An 18,007-nucleotide genomic window follows, 5' to 3' on the forward strand; every position below is an offset into this window, starting at 1 on the left:
TAAAGCTTAAATTTGATATATTCCTTATCATAGCTGATAAATATAATGCCCGTAAAGTGAAACTGCGTGAAATATGTATTTCACGCAGTTTTTTTAGCGATTAAATAGGCCCAAAATGCTGCTTTATCCGGTACTAACGCGTAATTTTAGCCCCATATTCGGTAATTTCCATATCGATACTCACCGTAATCGGAATTTCAGGAAACATCTCTTCCCAGCGGTCTTTTATCTTCTCCCACTTGCGAGGATGCTGAATACTGAGCTGCTTGCCGAAGCCAAGCACATCTGTTCCATATTGCTTCTGAAGCTTTTTCAATGCCAAATTGGTTAGTCTCCGCACTTCTTTCTGACTGCCTGCCTCCGCCTGTTTTTTGAAAGCAGGATCAATCGGTTCATTATTATTCAACCATTCTTCGGTCAGCCTTCCCTTCGACTTAATACTGACATGGAAGGAAATTTCATCCCCTGCTACTTTGGCGTCAATTTTGCTTTTCATGCTTTTGACCTCATAGACAATCGGCTGGTGGTTGTCCTCATGATAGCTTTTGACCAAGCCGCCTTGTCCTTTCCCTGTCAGCCATACGCAGCCAATCGTTTCTTCTTCGGTCAATAACCCTTGCAGTTTTTGCGTTTTGCCTTTAATAACGGCCCCGCCGGAAAATTTGACCTCGCCTTCTGCGGAAATGACATTTTGCAGCAAATAGCTTTGCTTGCCATATATTTTCCCCTCCAACTTTGATAATGTCATCGGCTCCAAAATTTTCAAGGACCGGTAGCGATTGTCCACAAGTCCTGTAAGCCGAAAGGACGGAATAATCGAATTGTCTTTCGCTACCATTGTGCCGCGCGCACTCCCTTTGCTAATCAGAACGAGGCAACTTGGCCGAATTTCATTGTCACGCAGGAAAAAATCGAGCAGCTCATTCATGCTGTATTTTCGGGAAAGCTTCTCATTAATGACAATGACCTTCAAATGATGGCCAATGACTGGACGTTCCATTCGCGCCGAAAACTCACGAATGAGCTGAAACATGGAATCTCCGGTTTCGGAAATATTAAAATAAGGCTTCTCTGAGACTGGAGCCTGTCCGCCGCCATGCTGGCTTTCAGATTGCACATTAATAATCTGCAGGGTATAGGTTAGAAGCTTGCGCTTGCGGTAGTCGTCTCCTTCTTTACGAAATGTTTTTTCCAGTTTCGTTTCACTTGCTGGATCCAGGCCCATGCCGACATAGATGCTTTGATCCTCGATCTCATCCTTGCTCCAGCAGCCCGTTTGCAGGGGCAGTGCTAGCGCACATATAGCGATAAGGAGCGAGCGCTTGGCTTTATGTCTGATTCGCATGCTTGCTCGACCTCCATTTCGTCACAATCAATAAAACAATCGGAATGACCCCAAACAAATACAGCGCTACTTTCCCAATCCAGTCTCCCAGTGTAAACACGTCATCTAATTTTCTCGGAACAGCAACGAAAATGTATACGAATGGAAGCAGCCCATAAAGGCAGGTTTTCATTTTGCGCTTGTACAGCTGGGAAATGCCCAATGCTGAAAAATAAAAGGCGGTTGTGAAGCTGGAGAAAATTTGCATAATCCAAATAATCAACAGCAGAAATTCGAATCTTTCAAAAATCAAGCCAGACAATTCGAAGCTTCTGGCCATATCAAGTGTAGGCCAGTTTTTCGTTAAGGTTCCATCAACGGACAATGCGCCAATGACCATAAAAACGGTCACGATATAAATGACGAGCGGAATGGCTATTCCTGCGGTCACTGCTTTAATATTTTTATTAGGATTTTTCATATAGGCTGTCAATAGGATAATGACTTCAAAGCCTGTAAAGGCGAGCGAGGTCGTCTGAACCCCTTTTAGAACGGGCCAGATGCCTTGCCCCAATAGAGGACGCAAATTATCTAGATCAAATATAGTAAACCCCATTAACGTTACCAGTAAATAGATGAAAATAGTCAGTGGTAAAATCAGTTCAAACAGGCGGGCAATAGCGCCAAGTCCACCTAGCATCAAATACAGCCCCACCCACAAAAATACGGAAGTGATCGCCCATTGCGGTGTTCCCTCTAATAATATAAAGCCGGAAACCTCGAATAAAGAGCGCACTTGAAAAGCTGCAGTCGCTGCAAAATATAAAATCATGACTGGACCTAGCAAATGTCCCAGCCACGAGCCTACAATTTTTCGACTATATTCATAAAAGGTCTGACCTGGATAAGCTTGCGATAAGAGCGCCATAATGACCCCCGCCACAATTGCTACAAGCCCGCCCAATAAGACCGATATCCAAGCGTCCGGAGTGCCCACCTTTTCCGCTGATACCCGGGGGAGCGATAAAATGCCGGAACCTAGCATGAAGTTAGAAATGATAACCGCGACCTGGATGGTCGTGAGTTTTTCTTGGGGAAGGCCGCCTTTGGCCTGTTGGGTCCCGCTCATTGCCTCACCTTTTTCTAGTAGAATCCTGCGGATAAAGCAGCTTTGGCCTCCGTTTCATCATCCGCAGCGGCGCGCGCATAAGGAAATCCTTCCACTCCCCTAATCGGTATGGAGCAGCCGGGCTGGCATAAGGGACGCCAAAGCTTTGCAGCCTCGAAATATGCGCACCAAGCAGCAGGGCATACAAGACAACGCCATACATGCCGAAGGCAGCTGCACAAAACATCGCTGGAAAGCGCAGCATCCGCAAAGAAATTCCAGCACTATACTGCGGTATCGAAAACGAGCAGATCGAGGTCAGTGCCACGACGATGACGAGAATCGGGCTGACGATTCCCGCCTGAACAGCAGCTTCCCCAATGATGAGGCCGCCTACGATTCCCATCGCCGGACCAATCGGTTTCGGCAGACGGAGGCCCGCTTCCCGCAAAATTTCAATGGCAATTTCCATGATCAATGCTTCAAGCAGGGATGAGAAAGGCACGCCAACTCTCGTAGCAATGATGGAAATGACCAATTTAGTTGGAATTAAGCCAGGGTGAAAGGAGATAAAGGAAATATAAGTAGCCGGAACAAACAACGCCATGATTGCGGCGAAAAAGCGCATAATCCTTAGCAGCGTTCCTGCCAGCCAGCGCTCATAATAATCCTCTGGCGACTGCAGCAGCATGCTGAAGGTTACAGGTGCGATTAGAGCAAATGGCGTACCGTCAAGCAAAATCGCTACCTTCCCCTCCATTAGTGCCGCTGTCACTCTATCTGGCCTCTCTGTGTTTTGAATTTGCGGAAATGGGCTTAAATAATTATCTTCAATTAGCTGCTCGATATAGCCCGACTCCAGCGCGTTATCGATACGGATTTTTGCTACCCGCCGGTGTACCTCTTCCACTAGAGCGGGATTCGCGATTCCTTTCATATAAGCGATATACAGATCCTTCTTTGCCCGTTCGCCCACTTGGAGCTTGAGCAAGCACAAGTCTTTATTTTCACCCTGTTTGCGCAGTAAGGCGATATTGTCGGAAATATTTTCATTGAATCCGGCCCTTGGCCCGCGAACCAATGCTTCCGAAATAGGCTCTTCAATACTGCGGCTTTTGCCCGCCAGCGCGTGGATTAATGTGATTTCATTAATCCCATCAACCATTAAGGCCGTAAATCCTGTAAGCACTTTGGAAAGCATCTCTTCCTGCGTTTCCACTTCAATAATTTCGCTTGTTGATAACAGCGTGTTTTGAATGAGCTCCTTCGAAATCGGCCGTTGGTCAAACGAATAGGACATTAATGCTTTTAATACATGAAAATCAATTTGCTCCCTGTCCGTCAGTCCATCACAATACATAATTGCCGCTTTGACTGCTGTCTGCCCCAGTTCAAATTTCCGTATGTTGACATCCCCATATTCCTTTATCTGCTCTCTTATGGCCTCTATACGGCTTTCAATGCTGTTTTCCCTATTCATGACTCAATTCCTTTCCGACTCAGCCCATGTGAATAAGGCGGATAGTATGACCGGAACGATAAGCACGGCCAGCGCCTGAAGGAACACGGGGTATTCTGGTATATAGGCTAGAAATGCCTTCATTGCACCGCCATCCTTTTGTATTGCCCTTGATTGAATAAAGTGTATGTTTTCCTGATTTCCCTGTTTTTAACCACTAACTGTGAAAATCAAGGTGAAATGGCTGGCGCCGTCCTTTGGCTGCGCGGCGCGTTTCAGTCCGAGAAATAGAAGAACAAGTATGGTAAAGCATATACTTTCTTATATTTCAAAAAAAAGGTACCCACAGTCCGATCACTTTTTTCAAAGTGTCCTGACTATAGGTACCTCATTAATAAGGCTAGCTTTATTTTTTGCTTGCTAATCTAGCTTCCCTTGTACGTCAGCTTATTTTCCTGAAGCACGCTGCTTAGAGCGAACAAGGCCGAAATAAGCAACCATTCCGAGCATGCTGGCGGTGAAAATAATAACGCCCATCGGCACAGCCGTTTCCTCTCCGGCAATGCCGACGAGTGGAGCCGCTACAGCGCCAAGCACAAACGGCAGCAGGCCAAGCAAGGCCGATGCACTGCCAGCAATATGAGCCTGATTTTCCATAGCAAGCGAAAACGAAGCAGTAGCTGTAATACCGATCGAGCATACAAAGAAAAATAAAGGAACGACGAGCGACCACAGCGGCCCCTCCACAAGCACTGCAATCAGCAACGAAACGCTCGATGCCCCAGAGAGCAGCAGCCCGAGCAGCAAAAACTGCTGCTCCGACCATTTGTGGCTGAGCCGTCCGACGATCTGCGAGCCCAAAATAAGGCTGAGGCCATTGGTGCCGAACAAAAAGGCAAATACTTGCGGCGAGGTGCCATAAATATGCTGATAAATAAATGGTGTGCCTGAGACATAAGCGAAAATGCCGCCGATCATCAGTCCTTGCGTCAACGCATAACCTGTGAACTCGCGATCCTTAAGCAGCTGCCCGAAATTGCGCAGCAGCTCGCCGAAATTACTCGAAATTCGCTTTTCACGCGGCAGTGTTTCCTCCAGCTGCCACGTTGCAATGAGCGCCAATGCAAGGCCAATCGCCCCGAGTACGATAAACACGCCGATCCAAGTCGTAAAGGAAATAATTCCGCTTCCGGCAACAGGTGCCAGCAAAGGCATAACATTGTTCACAAGCATGATAAGTGCAAAATATTTGGTCAGCTCATGTCCACTATACAGATCACGGACAATGGCCCTTGAAATAACAATGCCCGATGAAGCAGCAAAGCCTTGTATAAAACGGGCGACGATAAACAAAGTAATATTCGGTGCCAGCGCACAGGCTAGCGAAGCTATTAAATAAACGACCAAGGACAGCAGCAGCGGCTTGCGCCTGCCATGAACGTCACTCATCGGTCCCATGACCAGCTGTCCGAGGCCAAGGCCGACTAAACAAGCGGTCAAGCTCAACTGCACGAGTGAAGCCTTCGTACCGAAATCCTCGGCTATTTGCGGAAACGATGGCAAATACATATCAATCGTCAGCGGGCCCAAAGCCGAGAAAGAACCGAGCAGCAAGGCGAGCCTGAGCCGATTATGGTTCTGTTTCATATTCATATTCATTTGGAGCTTAATTCCTCTCTGGTGTCGTATGAAAATAAAAATGGTATGGGTTTAAACGATTATAAAGCCTGAAGCTTAACGCCTTTCGGCATAATGGCGCTAATCCGCTCTTTAACAGCCGGCTGGCGCATTTCCTCGCCAAAAATGACGACCGTACCTTGGTCGCTGCTTGTACGAATCAAACGGCCCATGCCCTGTCTTAACCGCAGCAGCATATAAGGCATATCCACTTCCTCGAAAGGCAGCTTGGCATCCGCACGCCTTGCAGCAAACACTGGATCGTTCGGAGGGAATGGCAGCGACCATACAATGACCTGCGATAAAGAAGGCCCCGGTATGTCCAGCCCCTCCCAAAGCGTCACTGCACACAGTACGCTGGACTCATCGGCTTGAAATGCCTCTATCAAATGGCTAATTTCCGACGTTCCTTCATAAAGAAAACGTCTTTGCTGCGCAAGCGGCTCGTCATTCATCGCCTGCTTGAAGCGAGCGAGCTCTTCACGAGAAGGGAACAACACAAGGGTGCCGCCCTCTGCTTCCCCAAGCAGCTTCACCGTTGCCTGCATCTGATTCACAAACTCGTCCAATGCTTCAGAATCGGAAGTAAGCACCCGCATTTTATTTTCATAATCATAAGGCGAAGCAACGGAGAACGACTCGGCCTGCTTAATGCCAAGGCTGTCCATCGTATATTCGAAAGAACCGTCAACCGACAGCGTAGCGGATGAGAACACGATTGGCATTTTGCGAGAGAACACATGCTCTTCCAGCACTTCTTTCACCAGCTTAGGCATAATCACGAGTGAAATGCCCGACTTGTCCTCCATCACCCAGCTAATCGGTTTTTCGGGTTTGCGGAACAGCGAGAGTGCATATTGGATCATCTCCAAATGCTCCTCGACGATTTTGAGCTGATATTCATCAAGCGTGAACAAGCCGCTCTCGAATACAAGCTCCTCTTCAATGAGATCAAGCAGCTGATGCAGTCGGTTCACTTCCTGTATAAGCGTGTTGTCCCACAGCAGCTCACGACGATCAGATGCTGCTACAGCGCGGCTGCTTTGCTGGATACGTTCAAATAGCTGTTCGCTTTGCACAATCGCATCCTCAATTGCCAGTGCCAGCGATTCGCGGATTTCCCCTTCCAGCAATCGCGTAATAATGCTCTCAAATACCGCGTGGTTGAGCTTATACGTTAACGCCTGCTGCGCCGCTGTCTCCAGTAAATGCCCTTCGTCGAATACGACTGAGCTATGCTCCGGCAGCAAGGGCAGCTGGCCCTCGCGTTTGCGTGCTTCATAGGTCCATACATGCTCCATATAAAAATCATGCGAGCAAATAATTAAATCCGTCGATTTACGGTAATGATCACGCGACAGCGTCTGTCCACAGCGATGTCTGCGGCTGCATACCATACAATCCTGAAAGACGTCCCAACCGACATGGTCCCATACTTCATCGCTGAGCTCCGGGTAATCTCTGCGGTTGCCGTAAGGGTAAAAGCTTTGCATCGTTTCCGGCTTATGAACAAAATCCGGCAAGCTGCGGTAAATGTCGTCAAAATGCTCCGCACCCTCTAATTGAGCGTCGCCCCGTGCATCATCAAGTTTGTTCAAGCAGACATACTGATCAGGCGATCTTCCCAGTCTGCTGTCAATCGTCAGCCCCAAATGGCGGGACAGCTTGGCAATATCGCCTTCCGGCTTTACCAGCTGCTCGATGAGCGATTCATCGGCGCAGGCAATAATAGCCGGCTTGCGGGTATAACGCGCGTAGCTGATAGCATAAAGCAAATAAACGAAGGTTTTGCCTGTGCCGACGCCAGCCTCGGCGAAAATCGTCTGCTTGTCCGCATAAGCCCGCTCAAGCTGAAACGCCATATAAATTTGCTCATCGCGCAGCTCAAGCCCGGCTTCAGGAAGCTTCTCGTAAAAAACATCCGCGATCCAGTCGCTTGCCTGCTGCATGTAAGGCTGCGACGGGTCAAATTCAAACGGATAATGGTGTTGTGTCATACTTTGCAGCGCCTCCAAATAGACGCCCGAACGGCTGCGCTAAAATCACGCAGCCGTTCGGGCGGTTTTTTTTCAAATTGAAATTAAAAGTCGGATTTCGGTTTTCTAGGCTGTGGCTTTGGCTTGTTCTGCACGGCTGGCAAATGCTTCATGCTTCTTAGCATCGGTCCTTTGCATATCGGGCAGGTTTGCTCTGCCGAAGCGAATTCATCTCTTACCCACGCTTTGCATTCGGGGTTTTTACATTTCAAAATTTTGGTAGGTAATAATTTCGGTTTCGTAATGTCTTCGCTTGTAGCCAATATATTTTACATCCCTTTCATTTACACGTTCAGGCAATCTGACATAATATATCACTTCATGGACGCTTAAGTCAAGACTCTCAAACCCGCCAGCTTCCCCTCTCTTACCAAAAAACGTTACAGCCTCCCTTTGTATTTCCCAGTATTGGAAATCGTTACTTTCACGTCGATTTGGCCTAGTGTATTTTGGTTTAGCAGAAGCTGTTTGCTGTTGTGCAGCTGATGCCAAAGCTTGGCGTCACTCCGATAAAGCTCGGCAAATAAATTTAATAGATCGGTTTGAGTCGCAAGGCCCTTCTCATATGTAGCCATCATTTCATCGCGAATGGCTTTCGCCGCAAGAGCCTCCATCTCTTTTACTGTTGCATCTTTAATCATTTCCTCCACAAAGGCTCTCGCCTTAAGTTCAACCTTAAACTGCAATTGTTTGTTGTTCCTAACATGCCGTATCCGGTAGTGCGGTTTAATAATAACGAGGGTAGCAGTCGGCTCTTCTTTATTTCCGATTAGAAGAATGGAGCGTTTATTTTCTTTTTGTACCCATTTTCTTCCGAGCAATTCTGTTTCAGAAAACCAGCTTATTTTCTCGTTTTGCCGAATGAAAAAGGCTCCAGTAATTTTGAACATCGGCTTTTTCTGCGCATCCTCCCTCCATACCTCCTTCGTTATGCCAATCGTAGGAATCATGGCGGTAATACCCGGCTCATTAAATTCGGCAATAAATTTGTACCCATATTGGGGATCAATGTTGGAGCGCTGGGCATGGACATCTTCTGGGGTATCCAAAATGGAATCCAATGCAGGCAGATTAAAAATAGATTTTTGCTTAAAAATGTCTATCATCGGCGTCTTCGTTGAATAGAGCAATATATTATAACGAACTTCACGATATCGATTGATCGCTTCGTAACTTTGGCGAACAATCGCCTTCGATTTTAGAAGCTCCTCATCTACTACAATGGCTTTGACATGCCCCCAGAACATTCTGATCTGCGATGTTTCGGACAGCGAGGACAATGCTTCTGTCACCGTCTTTCCTGTGCCGCGGCCGATCCATACCGGTATGTTTTTCCCTATTTCGTTTTTATCGGATTTGGCTACATTTAAGAAGTTCAGCACCTGCGCGTAAGTAATAAAATGTCCATCCTTATAATCAAGTCCGATAGCTGTAACATAAGCCATGTTTTGTATCGGCTTTGAATCAAAGCAGCCTGGACTTAGCAGCAACAAACCAGCAATAAGGCCCCATTTTATCCATACATTCATGCTAATCTTCTCCTTGCTTATCCGAATCAACCGTATGCAATGTTTCCGGCCTTTGTTTCTGCTTTACCCAGGGCAGCCGAAGCGTAGCCGCAAGAAGCTCCTTCATAATAGGAGGAGAATACGGCGACAGATAAGGGACTCCAAAGGAGCTGAGCCGTCCCATATATCCGATAAGCACGACAATTCCTAGAATGAATCCGAACATTCCCAGTAGTGAAGCAACTATAAACAGCAGAAAACGGATGACGCTCACCGTCGTACTTAACGATTGGTTAACGAGTGTCGCTCCGGCTACTGCCGTAATCGCGCCCACAACGACGACACTTGGCGAAACAAAGCCTGCCCGAATAGCAGAATCCCCTATAATTAATCCTCCAATGACGGTTAGGCTTTGACCGATGGAGCTTGGTAGACGAACGCCGGCCTCTCTGAATATTTCCAGCAGCAGGAGCAAAATTAAAAACTCCAATGCTCCAGAGAAGGGCAGTCCAATTCGTGCAGCAGCAATCGTTGCCATCAGCCTAAACGGTATTTGATCTTGATGAAACGTGGAAAGCGCAATCCACAGCCCCGGCAGCAAAATAGAAATAAAAAAACTGAAAATGCGCAGCAAGCGCGCAAACGAAACGTATTGAAAATTAAAATACAAGTCTTCTGGTGATTTCAGCATGAGTAAAAAGTTGCTTGGCCCAATTAAGACCATTGGATTGCCATCCACGATAACGATAAATCTGCCTGCCAGCAAGCTGCTTACTGCATAATCCGGTCGGCCCGTAAAGTCGAGCAAAGGAAACAAGCTATACTTCTCTTTAACAATCATCTCTTCCAAATGGTTAATGCTATAAAGCCCATCCACATCAATGCTATTTAATCGATTCCTAACCTCGCTCAGCACATTTGGCGAAATCATGTCGTCGATGTACAATAAACCAACCTTCGTTCTCGTTCGCCTGCCAAGTGTTACCGTCTCATAGCATAAAGATTGGCTGCGAATTCGTTTGCGAATGAGAGCCACATTAATGCCAACATCCTCCACAAAGCCATCTCTAGGCCCTTTAATCGATACTTCTGTTGTCGATTCCTCCGGTGTACGATGTGGGTGATGGCCGAGCGTCATTCGAAATAACGCATTTGGCTCATTAAACAGGAGCAGCAAATCACCCTGAAAAATCCACTCGCAAAGCTGCTCTGGCAGCGCGTCCGTAGTTGCTGGAATGAGCGGCAGCGTCCCGTATAATTTACCCTTTTGCAAATGAGCAAACCCATTTTTAAGATATAGCTGTTCTAGATCCGGAAGAATATATTTTCCAATTTGAGAGGTATCGCATAATCCTTCGCTATATACAAGTATGACCTCTGATCGTACATCTTCATCAAATTGAAATCGCTGGATTAACACATCTGCAGAATGAGGAAATAAGGCGGAAATCGACTGCAGGTTCCATGGCTCAGCAGGCTCAATCTTTGTTTCGTTCATGCCAAGCTCCCCTTCCTCTGCCGCTTCAGCAAAGCGATTGCAATGAATAAGGCCGAAAGAACCAAAACCGTGGCCAGCGTAACAGGGAAGTAATAGTGATAGAGCCATAGATACGAGGAATAACCATTAATCGGTATGAATCCTAAGAGAATATAACCGAGTGTCAGCAACTGAATGAGTTGACGCGTCGCCTTCTTTTTCCGAAAGGGTATGAGCTCTCCCAATAAAAACATCGCAAAGCTTGTACGAATAACGGCTCCAGACAGCCATTGAAATTCCGATAAAAAATCCACATGCTCAATGTTGCCGAATTTTACAAGCCTCCATTGCTCAAAAGGGGATTCCATCTGTTTCGCCGCTTCTATATGTCCGAACTCCGTAATACCTCCGATAATAGGCCCAAGTGTAATATAAATTAAGAGAACGGCCAAGATGAGAAGCTGCCATGCCTTAACGCGGGACTTGATGCGGTGCTGGATAGCTAAAACCATAATTATTTCTACAAATCCTCCACCGACATAAATCATGCCATGAATGGCGGGCTGCCAGCCATTTTCAAGGACCGGCTGCAAAAGACGGTAATCCTTCTCTGGCGTATTGGCTATCGCCACAAAGTAACCCAGCACAATTACAATGGGAAGCATAATGCCCGCAGCAATCGCAATCATGCGAATGCCGGATATTGCGAAATAGCAGCATACTAGACATAGGGTGATAATTAATGCCGATCTGGGCGTGCCAGGCATATAATTGGTCGTGGCCCATCTGACCGTATCAATCAATGTAAATCCCCCGATGAAAAGCAATTGCAGACAGATCGGGATAATCATCAGCCAAGCTATGAACGGATTCGTCTTGGACGCCAGCCAAGGATGCAATTTCTGTTGACCAGATTTCTTCATAAATAGAACCAGCAAAAAACACCACGGAAGAAATAATATACCTGCCAATAATACGGAAATCCATGCATCCCTGCCGGAAGCATCCAAAATTAAAGGATTCACAATGACATGATTCATTAAACCGACCGTCATCATGAGAATCATGCAAATTTGCAGGAAGCTTACTTTATGAAGCGTCTTAACCATCTCAAATCCCACCCAAAGCGTTTATTTAAACGATAATAGCGCTTATAGGTTTCCTTATTGATCCAATTTTATACGCATCATTATGCGGCAAGCATGCTGCTCCCATCCTCCAATTGCCCTGATTTACTGAAAGCCATAATTCCCCTGCTCCCTGATGACATAAAAAAGGAACACCACCTTTAAGGCAGCATTCCCATGTAAATGTCTTAACGTTTAACCGGAGCTAAAATCTCGGTCTCACCCGTATTGAAGCCAACGATAACTTGGCTAGCCATAGAGATGAACAAACCATTCTCCACCACGCCGGGAATCGCATTCAGCTGTTCATGCAGCTCGGAAGGTGAAGCAATCTTGCCGAAACGGCAATCGGCAATATAGTTGCCATTATCCGTTACAAAGATGCCGTCTGCCGATGCCCGCAGCTCAGCGGTGCAGCCAAGCTCCCTCAGCTTTTGTAGCGTCAAATTAGAGGCGAAGGGCACGACTTCCACCGGAAGCGGAAAATGTCCAAGCTGGCTTACTTTTTTGGACTCGTCCACGATCACGATAAATGTTTTGCTGTGGGCAGCAAGAATTTTTTCCCGCAAAAGCGCACCGCCACCACCTTTAATCAGATGAAGCTCGCCGTCTACTTCGTCCGCACCGTCAATCGTTAAATCAATCGCCGTAATTTCAGCGAGCGGAACTAACGGAATGCCATACTCAGCCGCTAAATCCTCTGACTGCTTGGAGCTGGCAACGGCTTTAATGTCCAGTCCCTCCAGCTTCATTCTTTGTGCCAGCTTCAAAATCGCCCAATACGCCGTCGTGCCTGTTCCAAGCCCAATAAGCATGCCATCCTGCACAAGCTGGACGGCTTTCTCTGCTGCCAATTGCTTGACGTTCAATCGATTCCCTCCACTCTCTGCTAAAAGTTCTATAAACCTAATATGTGATAGCCTGCATCGACATGCAGCACTTCGCCGGTTATTCCGCGTGACAGATGGCTAAGAAGGAATAGCGTCGCATCACCGACTTCTTCCTGGTCGATGTTGCGGCGAAGCGGCGCACGCTCCTCAATCGTCTGCATAATGTCATTGAAGCCAGATACGCCTTTTGCGGATAATGTTTTGATCGGCCCTGCAGAAATAGCATTAACACGAATATTATATTTGCCAAGATCCTCTGCCAAATATCGTACGCTTGCTTCAAGCGCAGCCTTGGCAACGCCCATGACATTATAATTTTTCACAACGCGCTCTGCGCCGATATACGATTGGGTAACGATGCTTCCGCCCTCGGACATAACGCCTTTCGCCTGCTTTGCGATCGCCACAAGCGAAAAAGCACTGGAATTTTGTGCAAGCAGATAGCCTTCACGCGATGTTTCCAGGTACTCGCCCTTAAGCTCATCCTTATCCGAAAAAGCAAGGGAATGCACGATTCCGTCAATGCTACCGGCCTGCTCTTTAATATGGGCAAAAGCTGCGCTTATGCTTTCATCATCCAACACATCGCAGGATACCGTTAGCAGCGGAGTAATGCCTGTCTGTTCCAGCAAACCCTTCAGCTTCTCGAAAGAACGTTCCTTCCTGTATGTAAAAATAAGCTGCGCCCCTTCCCGATGCAGCGACTTGGCGATTCCCCAAGCAATGCTGCGCTCATTCGCGACGCCCATTACTACGATTTTTTTGTTGTTCATCATTCCAGACAAAATAATCCCTCCATTAGCTAAATCCATAAATCTTTTGCCATTATAGCACAAAACAAGGTGAAACGGCTGTCGTCGTCCTTTGGCGGCGCGACGCGTTTCAGTCCGAGAAATAGAAGCACAGTATGGCAAAAACTTATACTTTCTTATATTTTAAAATACTTGCTCTTAAGTAATGCTATAATGAACGTTAGCATCTTATTCATAGAAGGATGATTTATTATAATGATAGAGCAGGAGCGCATGAATTGCATGAAATGCCGCCATTATTATGTGACTTGGGACCCCGGCGCACCGAGAGGCTGCAGGGCATTCGGCTTTAAATCGCAGGCTATGCCAAGCCAGGTTGTGCTAGCTTCCTCCGGGAAGCCTTGCCTGAACTTTGAAGCCAAGGACAAAGGATAAGGCAGCAGACCGTCAATGAACGGTTTGCTGCCTTATTTTTTTAGCTCGTCAGTTCGTCTGCTCGTCTGCTCTACTGAGGGTAGATGGAAGGCAGATTTAAGAGAATGGCAGCCTGCTCCATGTACCGCGCGTATAGCAAAGGCTCATGCCCGCGCGTTCCATATTCCGATGACTGCTAGAGCAATAGGCGGCTTGTCCGACAATGAGGCTGCATCCCGCTTGGGCAGCAGCACGTAAGCGGGATGCAATTAACGCCGCTTGAACACCTCTCTGCCGATATTCCGGCAATGTAGCGGCAAATGTAAGGGATGCGGTATGTTCATGTATATGCATGACGCCGACCCCAACAGCGACATGATCGAGCTCAGCAGCATAAAACTGCCAGCCTTCCCGGCTGAACAGCATGCGGTTATTGTCCGCAATATGATTTTTCCCAGCAATCGGCAGCCCGCTGCCAAACGCATGCAGCTCCGCGTAAAGATCAATCTCGTTCTCACTCAGCCTGCGTACGACTATTCCCGTCTGACGCTGCTCCAGCTTCACGTCTGCTTGTTCAGCGATGCTTCCTGCCATGTTCGCATGAAAGCCCGACTGGTAAAACCCTTGCTTGGCAAGCGCCAGCAGCGTCTCCCCATCTGTGCGTGACGGCACGATTTCAAATTGCGGACTCCCGCCCTGCTCTTTATACCACTTTAGCACTTCATCCAGCTGTGCTGCGCCTGCGCTGCCAAAGCCTTTAACCGTATTAAATTGCGGCCATGGCATTTGACGGCTGGCGAGCGCCAGCGCTGAGCCGAAGCGCTGAAGTGCTATTCCCATCGGGTTATTTTCCCGTTCCTGAATGGCTTTCATTCGATCCAGCATATATACAAGCTCGGAGTTCTCAACGCGCTCCACGAGCTCGGGGGTAGTCATCCACGTATTCAACAAGTAAAGCCTCCTTATAATCGTAATAACGGAATATCCTTGATTTCTTTGATGATCCAATCTGCGCGGGAAAGATCCTGATCGCCGGAATGAATATTAATATAGCCAATGCAGCGCATGCCCGCCTCTTTAGCTGCGATTACTCCGTTGCGGGAATCCTCCAATACGACGCAATCTGCTGGAGACACGCCAAGCTGCAAAGCTGCCTCCAAATAAACATCAGGCACTGGCTTGCCGCTAGGCACTTCTTCTCCGCTTACGATACTTGCAAAATAATCGGCAATATCAAACTTGCGCAGCACCTCTTCAATAAAAATCCGCGGTGAGGAAGAGGCCATATTCCACACGAATGAGGCGCCACATGGCCGGATTGGTCATGCCAACGTATTTTTCCAAGTCGTCCTGCGTGACCTTGAAGCCCAAATACTCCATCGTCTCGATATCGACTTCAAAATGCAATGGCTCACTATCAATAATGACACCATCCATATCGAAAATAAATGCTTTCATCGCGCTCTTTCCATTCTGTTTTATTTTTTGTTTACATAATTATTTTTATGTAACTTAATAATTGATTTCAGACTATTCAGAAAATACGCTCTTGCTATTCCCTTTATGCTACAGTAAATCGTATACTGCGGCGATAGCCGATTATAAACAATGGGCTTAAGTCTGCAGCAAGTGAATGTGCGAAATCCGCGGAAACTCGAATCGTCCTATTGAAGCGACTACCACTTCTGCCGGATAAAATTGCGCCTGTCTGCCGCCTGAGAAATACCATTCCCGGGCTTGCTTCACCACAATAAATAGCCCGTGCTCATCGCCGACAGGAGTTAGCCCCTCGCTATCCTCACGCCAATTGGGAACGCCAAGCGCATTTAGCTCCCGAACGGCAGGGATGACCTCTGCGGCGACGATGCCAAGCTCACTGATTTCGATGCAATCGGCGATGGCGAACGGGTGCGCGGTACTATTTTTCAACTGATGTCTGGCAATGAACTCGACTATATTTCCAGCAGGATCAGCGAAATAAACGGCCCCTGCATCCCATGAAGCGAAAAACACCTCGTCTCTGCCCTGCTCCTCAATAAGCGTCACTTTCCCCTTTAACCAGCGTTTCGCTTCCACCAGCTTGTTTTCCGGTATATTGACGGCAAAATGATAGAAGGGCTCGGTCTGGTCCGTTGTCGCTCGGAAAGTGAGCTGCGTGCTCCCAATAGCTGTGGTGAAGGACTGCTCGTTTCGATCTAGCACCGGGAAACCAAGCTGCTCGTTATAAAAGGAATACAGCGCGTCCAGCCTGCTTGTCCATAATGTGATTTGTTCAAATTTCATCGTGCCTATTCCTCCCTAAAGCGAAGCATTATTGCCTGCATATAACAAACATTTCTATAGTCTATCTTACCATAGTCCGCTGCCTGCCCTTTAGCTTTAACGCTGCAAGGGAATGACGACGGTTATCGTCGTGCCTGCACCGGCTGCAGATCGCACACTAAGCTCAGCATGCTCTCCGTACAGCAAAGACAGGCGGGAAATAACATTGCTCATTCCTATTCCTGCGCCTTCCTTCCCCCGTGTATCTGCCTCCTGCTGCGGGCTCATGCCTTTGCCATTATCACTTACCTCGAACAACAATCGGCCTTCCGCCATCCGGCCGCTAATTTTCACAAGACCGCCCTGCTCGCCCGGTTCAGCGGATTCAAAGCCATGAATCATCGCATTTTCTACAAGCGGCTGGAGAAAAAGCTTCGGAACGAGGCAATCCTCCGGCAGCCCCTCTACATCATAGGCCACTTTAAAAATGCCATCAAAGCGATTTTCCATAATATGCGTGTAGCTTTTCAACCAATTTAAATCGTCGCCCAGCCGCACCATCTCCTGCTTGTTTTTCACCGTGTATTGCAGCATGGAAGACAGGCTGACGATCATTCGGCTAATGGCAGGCTGGTCCCGGTCAATCGCCATCCAGTTCATAATGTTAAGCGTATTGTACAAAAAATGCGGGTTCAGCTGGAGATTAAGCGCCATAATTTCCGCCTCCTTCTCCCGCAGCTGGCTTTCGTAGTTTTCTTGAATCAGCTCGCGAATTTTATCATTCATCACATTAAATTTTTTCGTTAAAATGCGGAATTCCAGCTGCGGCTGGTCAGGAATTTTCGCCGTAAAATCGCCTGCTCCGGTCATTTGAATGGCAACGAGCATTTTTTTGATCGGCTGGGTCAGGCGGCCCGCAATGAAAGAAGCAATGACGATGGATATAATGAGCAGCGCCACGCCTGAAAATATATCCATATAGCGAATGGCTGGCAAATTGCCGAGCAATTGCTTGTAAGGCGTCACATTCACCGTCACCCAGCCCGTAATCTCGGACGTATCATAGCTGATCAGCACATCCTCCCCTTTTTCTTTTACAAGCGAGGTGCCGGACGGCTGCCCAAATTCCGTATCATACCAATGATTGCTGTCAAGCGTTCCGAGCTTGGCTATTTCCGGGTGTGTAACGATTGTGCCATCCTTCGAAACAATATAAGAATAAGAGCCTTGCACCGAAGAGAGGCTTTGTTCCTGGTTTCGCTGATAAAACGATTCATTGAAATTAAGCAGCAGTACGGGACGCTCGATTTGCCTCGGCCAAGTGTAGCTGGCACCGTCAATAATGGGCGAGCTATTGAGCAGGCGGGCGCAGGAAAACACCATCCGGAACTTGGCATCCATGTCATATAGCGCCTCCTGGCGGAATGCCCGGGTTAAATCGTAGGTTGGCACCCAAATAAGGCTGCCCTTGCTGGCCAGCACTTCCTTGTAAATGGCCGACTGGAGGAAGCCCTGCGGATCTACCGAGACGAATGGGGAGGAAGACGTATACATGCCGCTGCCCGATCCAAAGCTGAAATAGCTCGTCACGAGCTGAGCGGTATATAAATCCTGATCATGTCCAAAATATTTATTCAAAATAACCGTTGCCTGCCGGTCCATCTGGACCAGCTCGTAATCGTTTTGCGGCTTAGGGCGGTTGAACAGCCGATATAAGTCCGGGTCGGAAATGAGCGAAACCGTGCGCTCTTCAATATTGCTGAATACGATATCGCCGATTTCATTGTTTTTTTTCACAATTTCCAGCATGCTGTCGCGCGCATTCGTGACAATAATGTCCGAGCTTGCGTTGTAATGCAAAATGCCGTTTAGTACGGATGGCAGCGTAATCAGAAGCACAAAAAATAAAATGAGCCTCGTTCTGAATTTCATATCCCGTACACGCTCGCGAATTTTCCGCAAAATGTTCCCTG

At 47.5% G+C, this 18,007-nt stretch carries 17 protein-coding genes; 1 reads left to right on the forward strand and 16 read right to left on the reverse strand.

The features are described from left to right. Positions 1-133: 133 nt before the first annotated feature. From WH37_RS13400 to fabI, 11 genes are all read right to left on the reverse strand, one after another. Complete coding sequence (locus WH37_RS13400; protein ID WP_046231063.1) at positions 134-1,345, reverse strand: Ger(x)C family spore germination protein; 1,212 nt, start codon at positions 1,343-1,345, stop codon at positions 134-136. After that, positions 1,329-2,453 carry a spore germination protein gene (locus WH37_RS13405; protein WP_046231064.1) on the reverse strand — a complete coding sequence of 375 codons (1,125 nt, stop codon included), beginning with the start codon at positions 2,451-2,453 and terminating at the stop codon, positions 1,329-1,331. Before WH37_RS13405 ends, WH37_RS13400 begins: the two co-directional genes overlap by 17 nt. A gap of 4 nt (positions 2,454-2,457) precedes the next feature. Then, positions 2,458-3,912 (reverse strand): spore germination protein, encoded by a 1,455-nt coding sequence (locus WH37_RS13410; RefSeq protein WP_082110790.1) that lies wholly within the window; start codon positions 3,910-3,912, stop codon positions 2,458-2,460. A gap of 426 nt (positions 3,913-4,338) precedes the next feature. Further along, positions 4,339-5,544, reverse strand: coding sequence for a Bcr/CflA family multidrug efflux MFS transporter (locus WH37_RS13415; RefSeq protein WP_046231151.1), 1,206 nt, complete (start codon positions 5,542-5,544; stop codon positions 4,339-4,341). Positions 5,545-5,609: 65 nt separating this feature from the next. Further along, positions 5,610-7,565: an ATP-dependent DNA helicase gene (locus tag WH37_RS13420; protein ID WP_046231065.1), complete on the reverse strand. Its 1,956-nt coding sequence runs from the start codon at positions 7,563-7,565 to the stop codon at positions 5,610-5,612. 83 nt (positions 7,566-7,648) lie between these two features. After that, positions 7,649-7,867, reverse strand: a complete 219-nt coding sequence (locus tag WH37_RS34645; RefSeq protein WP_056040585.1) for a cold-inducible protein YdjO-related protein — start codon at positions 7,865-7,867, stop codon at positions 7,649-7,651. A gap of 117 nt (positions 7,868-7,984) precedes the next feature. Beyond that, a complete protein-coding gene (locus WH37_RS13425) occupies positions 7,985-9,133 on the reverse strand; it encodes a Ger(x)C family spore germination protein (RefSeq protein WP_046231066.1) in 1,149 nt (382 codons plus the stop codon). Between the two features lies 1 nt (position 9,134). Then, positions 9,135-10,610: a spore germination protein gene (locus WH37_RS13430; RefSeq protein ID WP_046231067.1), complete on the reverse strand. Its 1,476-nt coding sequence runs from the start codon at positions 10,608-10,610 to the stop codon at positions 9,135-9,137. Continuing rightward, positions 10,607-11,698: an endospore germination permease gene (locus WH37_RS13435; protein WP_046231068.1), complete on the reverse strand. Its 1,092-nt coding sequence runs from the start codon at positions 11,696-11,698 to the stop codon at positions 10,607-10,609. The genes WH37_RS13430 and WH37_RS13435 overlap by 4 nt, the downstream gene beginning before the upstream one ends. A gap of 206 nt (positions 11,699-11,904) precedes the next feature. Continuing rightward, on the reverse strand, positions 11,905-12,585 hold the full coding sequence (gene rpiA, locus WH37_RS13440) for a ribose-5-phosphate isomerase RpiA (protein ID WP_046231069.1): 681 nt from the start codon (positions 12,583-12,585) through the stop codon (positions 11,905-11,907). Positions 12,586-12,614: 29 nt separating this feature from the next. Beyond that, a complete protein-coding gene (gene fabI, locus WH37_RS13445; protein WP_046231070.1) occupies positions 12,615-13,391 on the reverse strand; it encodes an enoyl-ACP reductase FabI in 777 nt (258 codons plus the stop codon). Between the two features lie 222 nt (positions 13,392-13,613). Here fabI and WH37_RS13450 point away from each other — a divergent pair, with 222 nt between their 5' ends. Next, positions 13,614-13,793, forward strand: coding sequence for a hypothetical protein (locus tag WH37_RS13450; protein WP_046231071.1), 180 nt, complete (start codon positions 13,614-13,616; stop codon positions 13,791-13,793). A gap of 96 nt (positions 13,794-13,889) precedes the next feature. Here the strand turns inward: WH37_RS13450 and WH37_RS13455 are convergent, their stop codons facing one another. From WH37_RS13455 to WH37_RS13470, 5 genes are all read right to left on the reverse strand, one after another. Then, positions 13,890-14,720, reverse strand: coding sequence for a GNAT family N-acetyltransferase (locus tag WH37_RS13455; protein WP_052736963.1), 831 nt, complete (start codon positions 14,718-14,720; stop codon positions 13,890-13,892). 14 nt (positions 14,721-14,734) lie between these two features. Beyond that, entirely contained in the window at positions 14,735-15,058 is a 324-nt protein-coding gene (locus WH37_RS13460) for an HAD family hydrolase (RefSeq protein WP_231594234.1), read from the reverse strand. Next, entirely contained in the window at positions 15,027-15,230 is a 204-nt protein-coding gene (locus tag WH37_RS36425) for an HAD hydrolase-like protein (protein ID WP_231594225.1), read from the reverse strand. Before WH37_RS36425 ends, WH37_RS13460 begins: the two co-directional genes overlap by 32 nt. A gap of 156 nt (positions 15,231-15,386) precedes the next feature. After that, positions 15,387-16,055 carry a VOC family protein gene (locus WH37_RS13465; protein ID WP_046231072.1) on the reverse strand — a complete coding sequence of 223 codons (669 nt, stop codon included), beginning with the start codon at positions 16,053-16,055 and terminating at the stop codon, positions 15,387-15,389. Between the two features lie 96 nt (positions 16,056-16,151). Next, entirely contained in the window at positions 16,152-17,996 is a 1,845-nt protein-coding gene (locus WH37_RS13470; protein ID WP_046231073.1) for a cache domain-containing sensor histidine kinase, read from the reverse strand. Positions 17,997-18,007: the final 11 nt, after the last annotated feature.

The organism is Paenibacillus algorifonticola (assembly GCF_000971975.1).
GTDB lineage: Bacteria > Bacillota > Bacilli > Paenibacillales > Paenibacillaceae > Pristimantibacillus > Pristimantibacillus algorifonticola.

Coding starts and splice junctions, on each gene's coding strand:
- WH37_RS13415 (WP_046231151.1), bottom strand. CDS start 5,544: ATGAATATGAAACAGAACCATAATCGGCTCAGGCTCGCCTTGCTGCTC.
- WH37_RS36425 (WP_231594225.1), bottom strand. CDS start 15,230: ATGAAAGCATTTATTTTCGATATGGATGGTGTCATTATTGATAGTGAG.
- WH37_RS13465 (WP_046231072.1), bottom strand. CDS start 16,055: ATGAAATTTGAACAAATCACATTATGGACAAGCAGGCTGGACGCGCTG.
- WH37_RS13450 (WP_046231071.1), top strand. CDS start 13,614: ATGATAGAGCAGGAGCGCATGAATTGCATGAAATGCCGCCATTATTAT.
- WH37_RS13420 (WP_046231065.1), bottom strand. CDS start 7,565: ATGACACAACACCATTATCCGTTTGAATTTGACCCGTCGCAGCCTTAC.
- WH37_RS13425 (WP_046231066.1), bottom strand. CDS start 9,133: ATGAATGTATGGATAAAATGGGGCCTTATTGCTGGTTTGTTGCTGCTA.
- WH37_RS13435 (WP_046231068.1), bottom strand. CDS start 11,698: ATGGTTAAGACGCTTCATAAAGTAAGCTTCCTGCAAATTTGCATGATT.
- WH37_RS13410 (WP_082110790.1), bottom strand. CDS start 3,912: ATGAATAGGGAAAACAGCATTGAAAGCCGTATAGAGGCCATAAGAGAG.
- WH37_RS13400 (WP_046231063.1), bottom strand. CDS start 1,345: ATGCGAATCAGACATAAAGCCAAGCGCTCGCTCCTTATCGCTATATGT.
- WH37_RS13460 (WP_231594234.1), bottom strand. CDS start 15,058: ATGGCCTCTTCCTCACCGCGGATTTTTATTGAAGAGGTGCTGCGCAAG.
- WH37_RS13430 (WP_046231067.1), bottom strand. CDS start 10,610: ATGAACGAAACAAAGATTGAGCCTGCTGAGCCATGGAACCTGCAGTCG.
- WH37_RS13405 (WP_046231064.1), bottom strand. CDS start 2,453: ATGAGCGGGACCCAACAGGCCAAAGGCGGCCTTCCCCAAGAAAAACTC.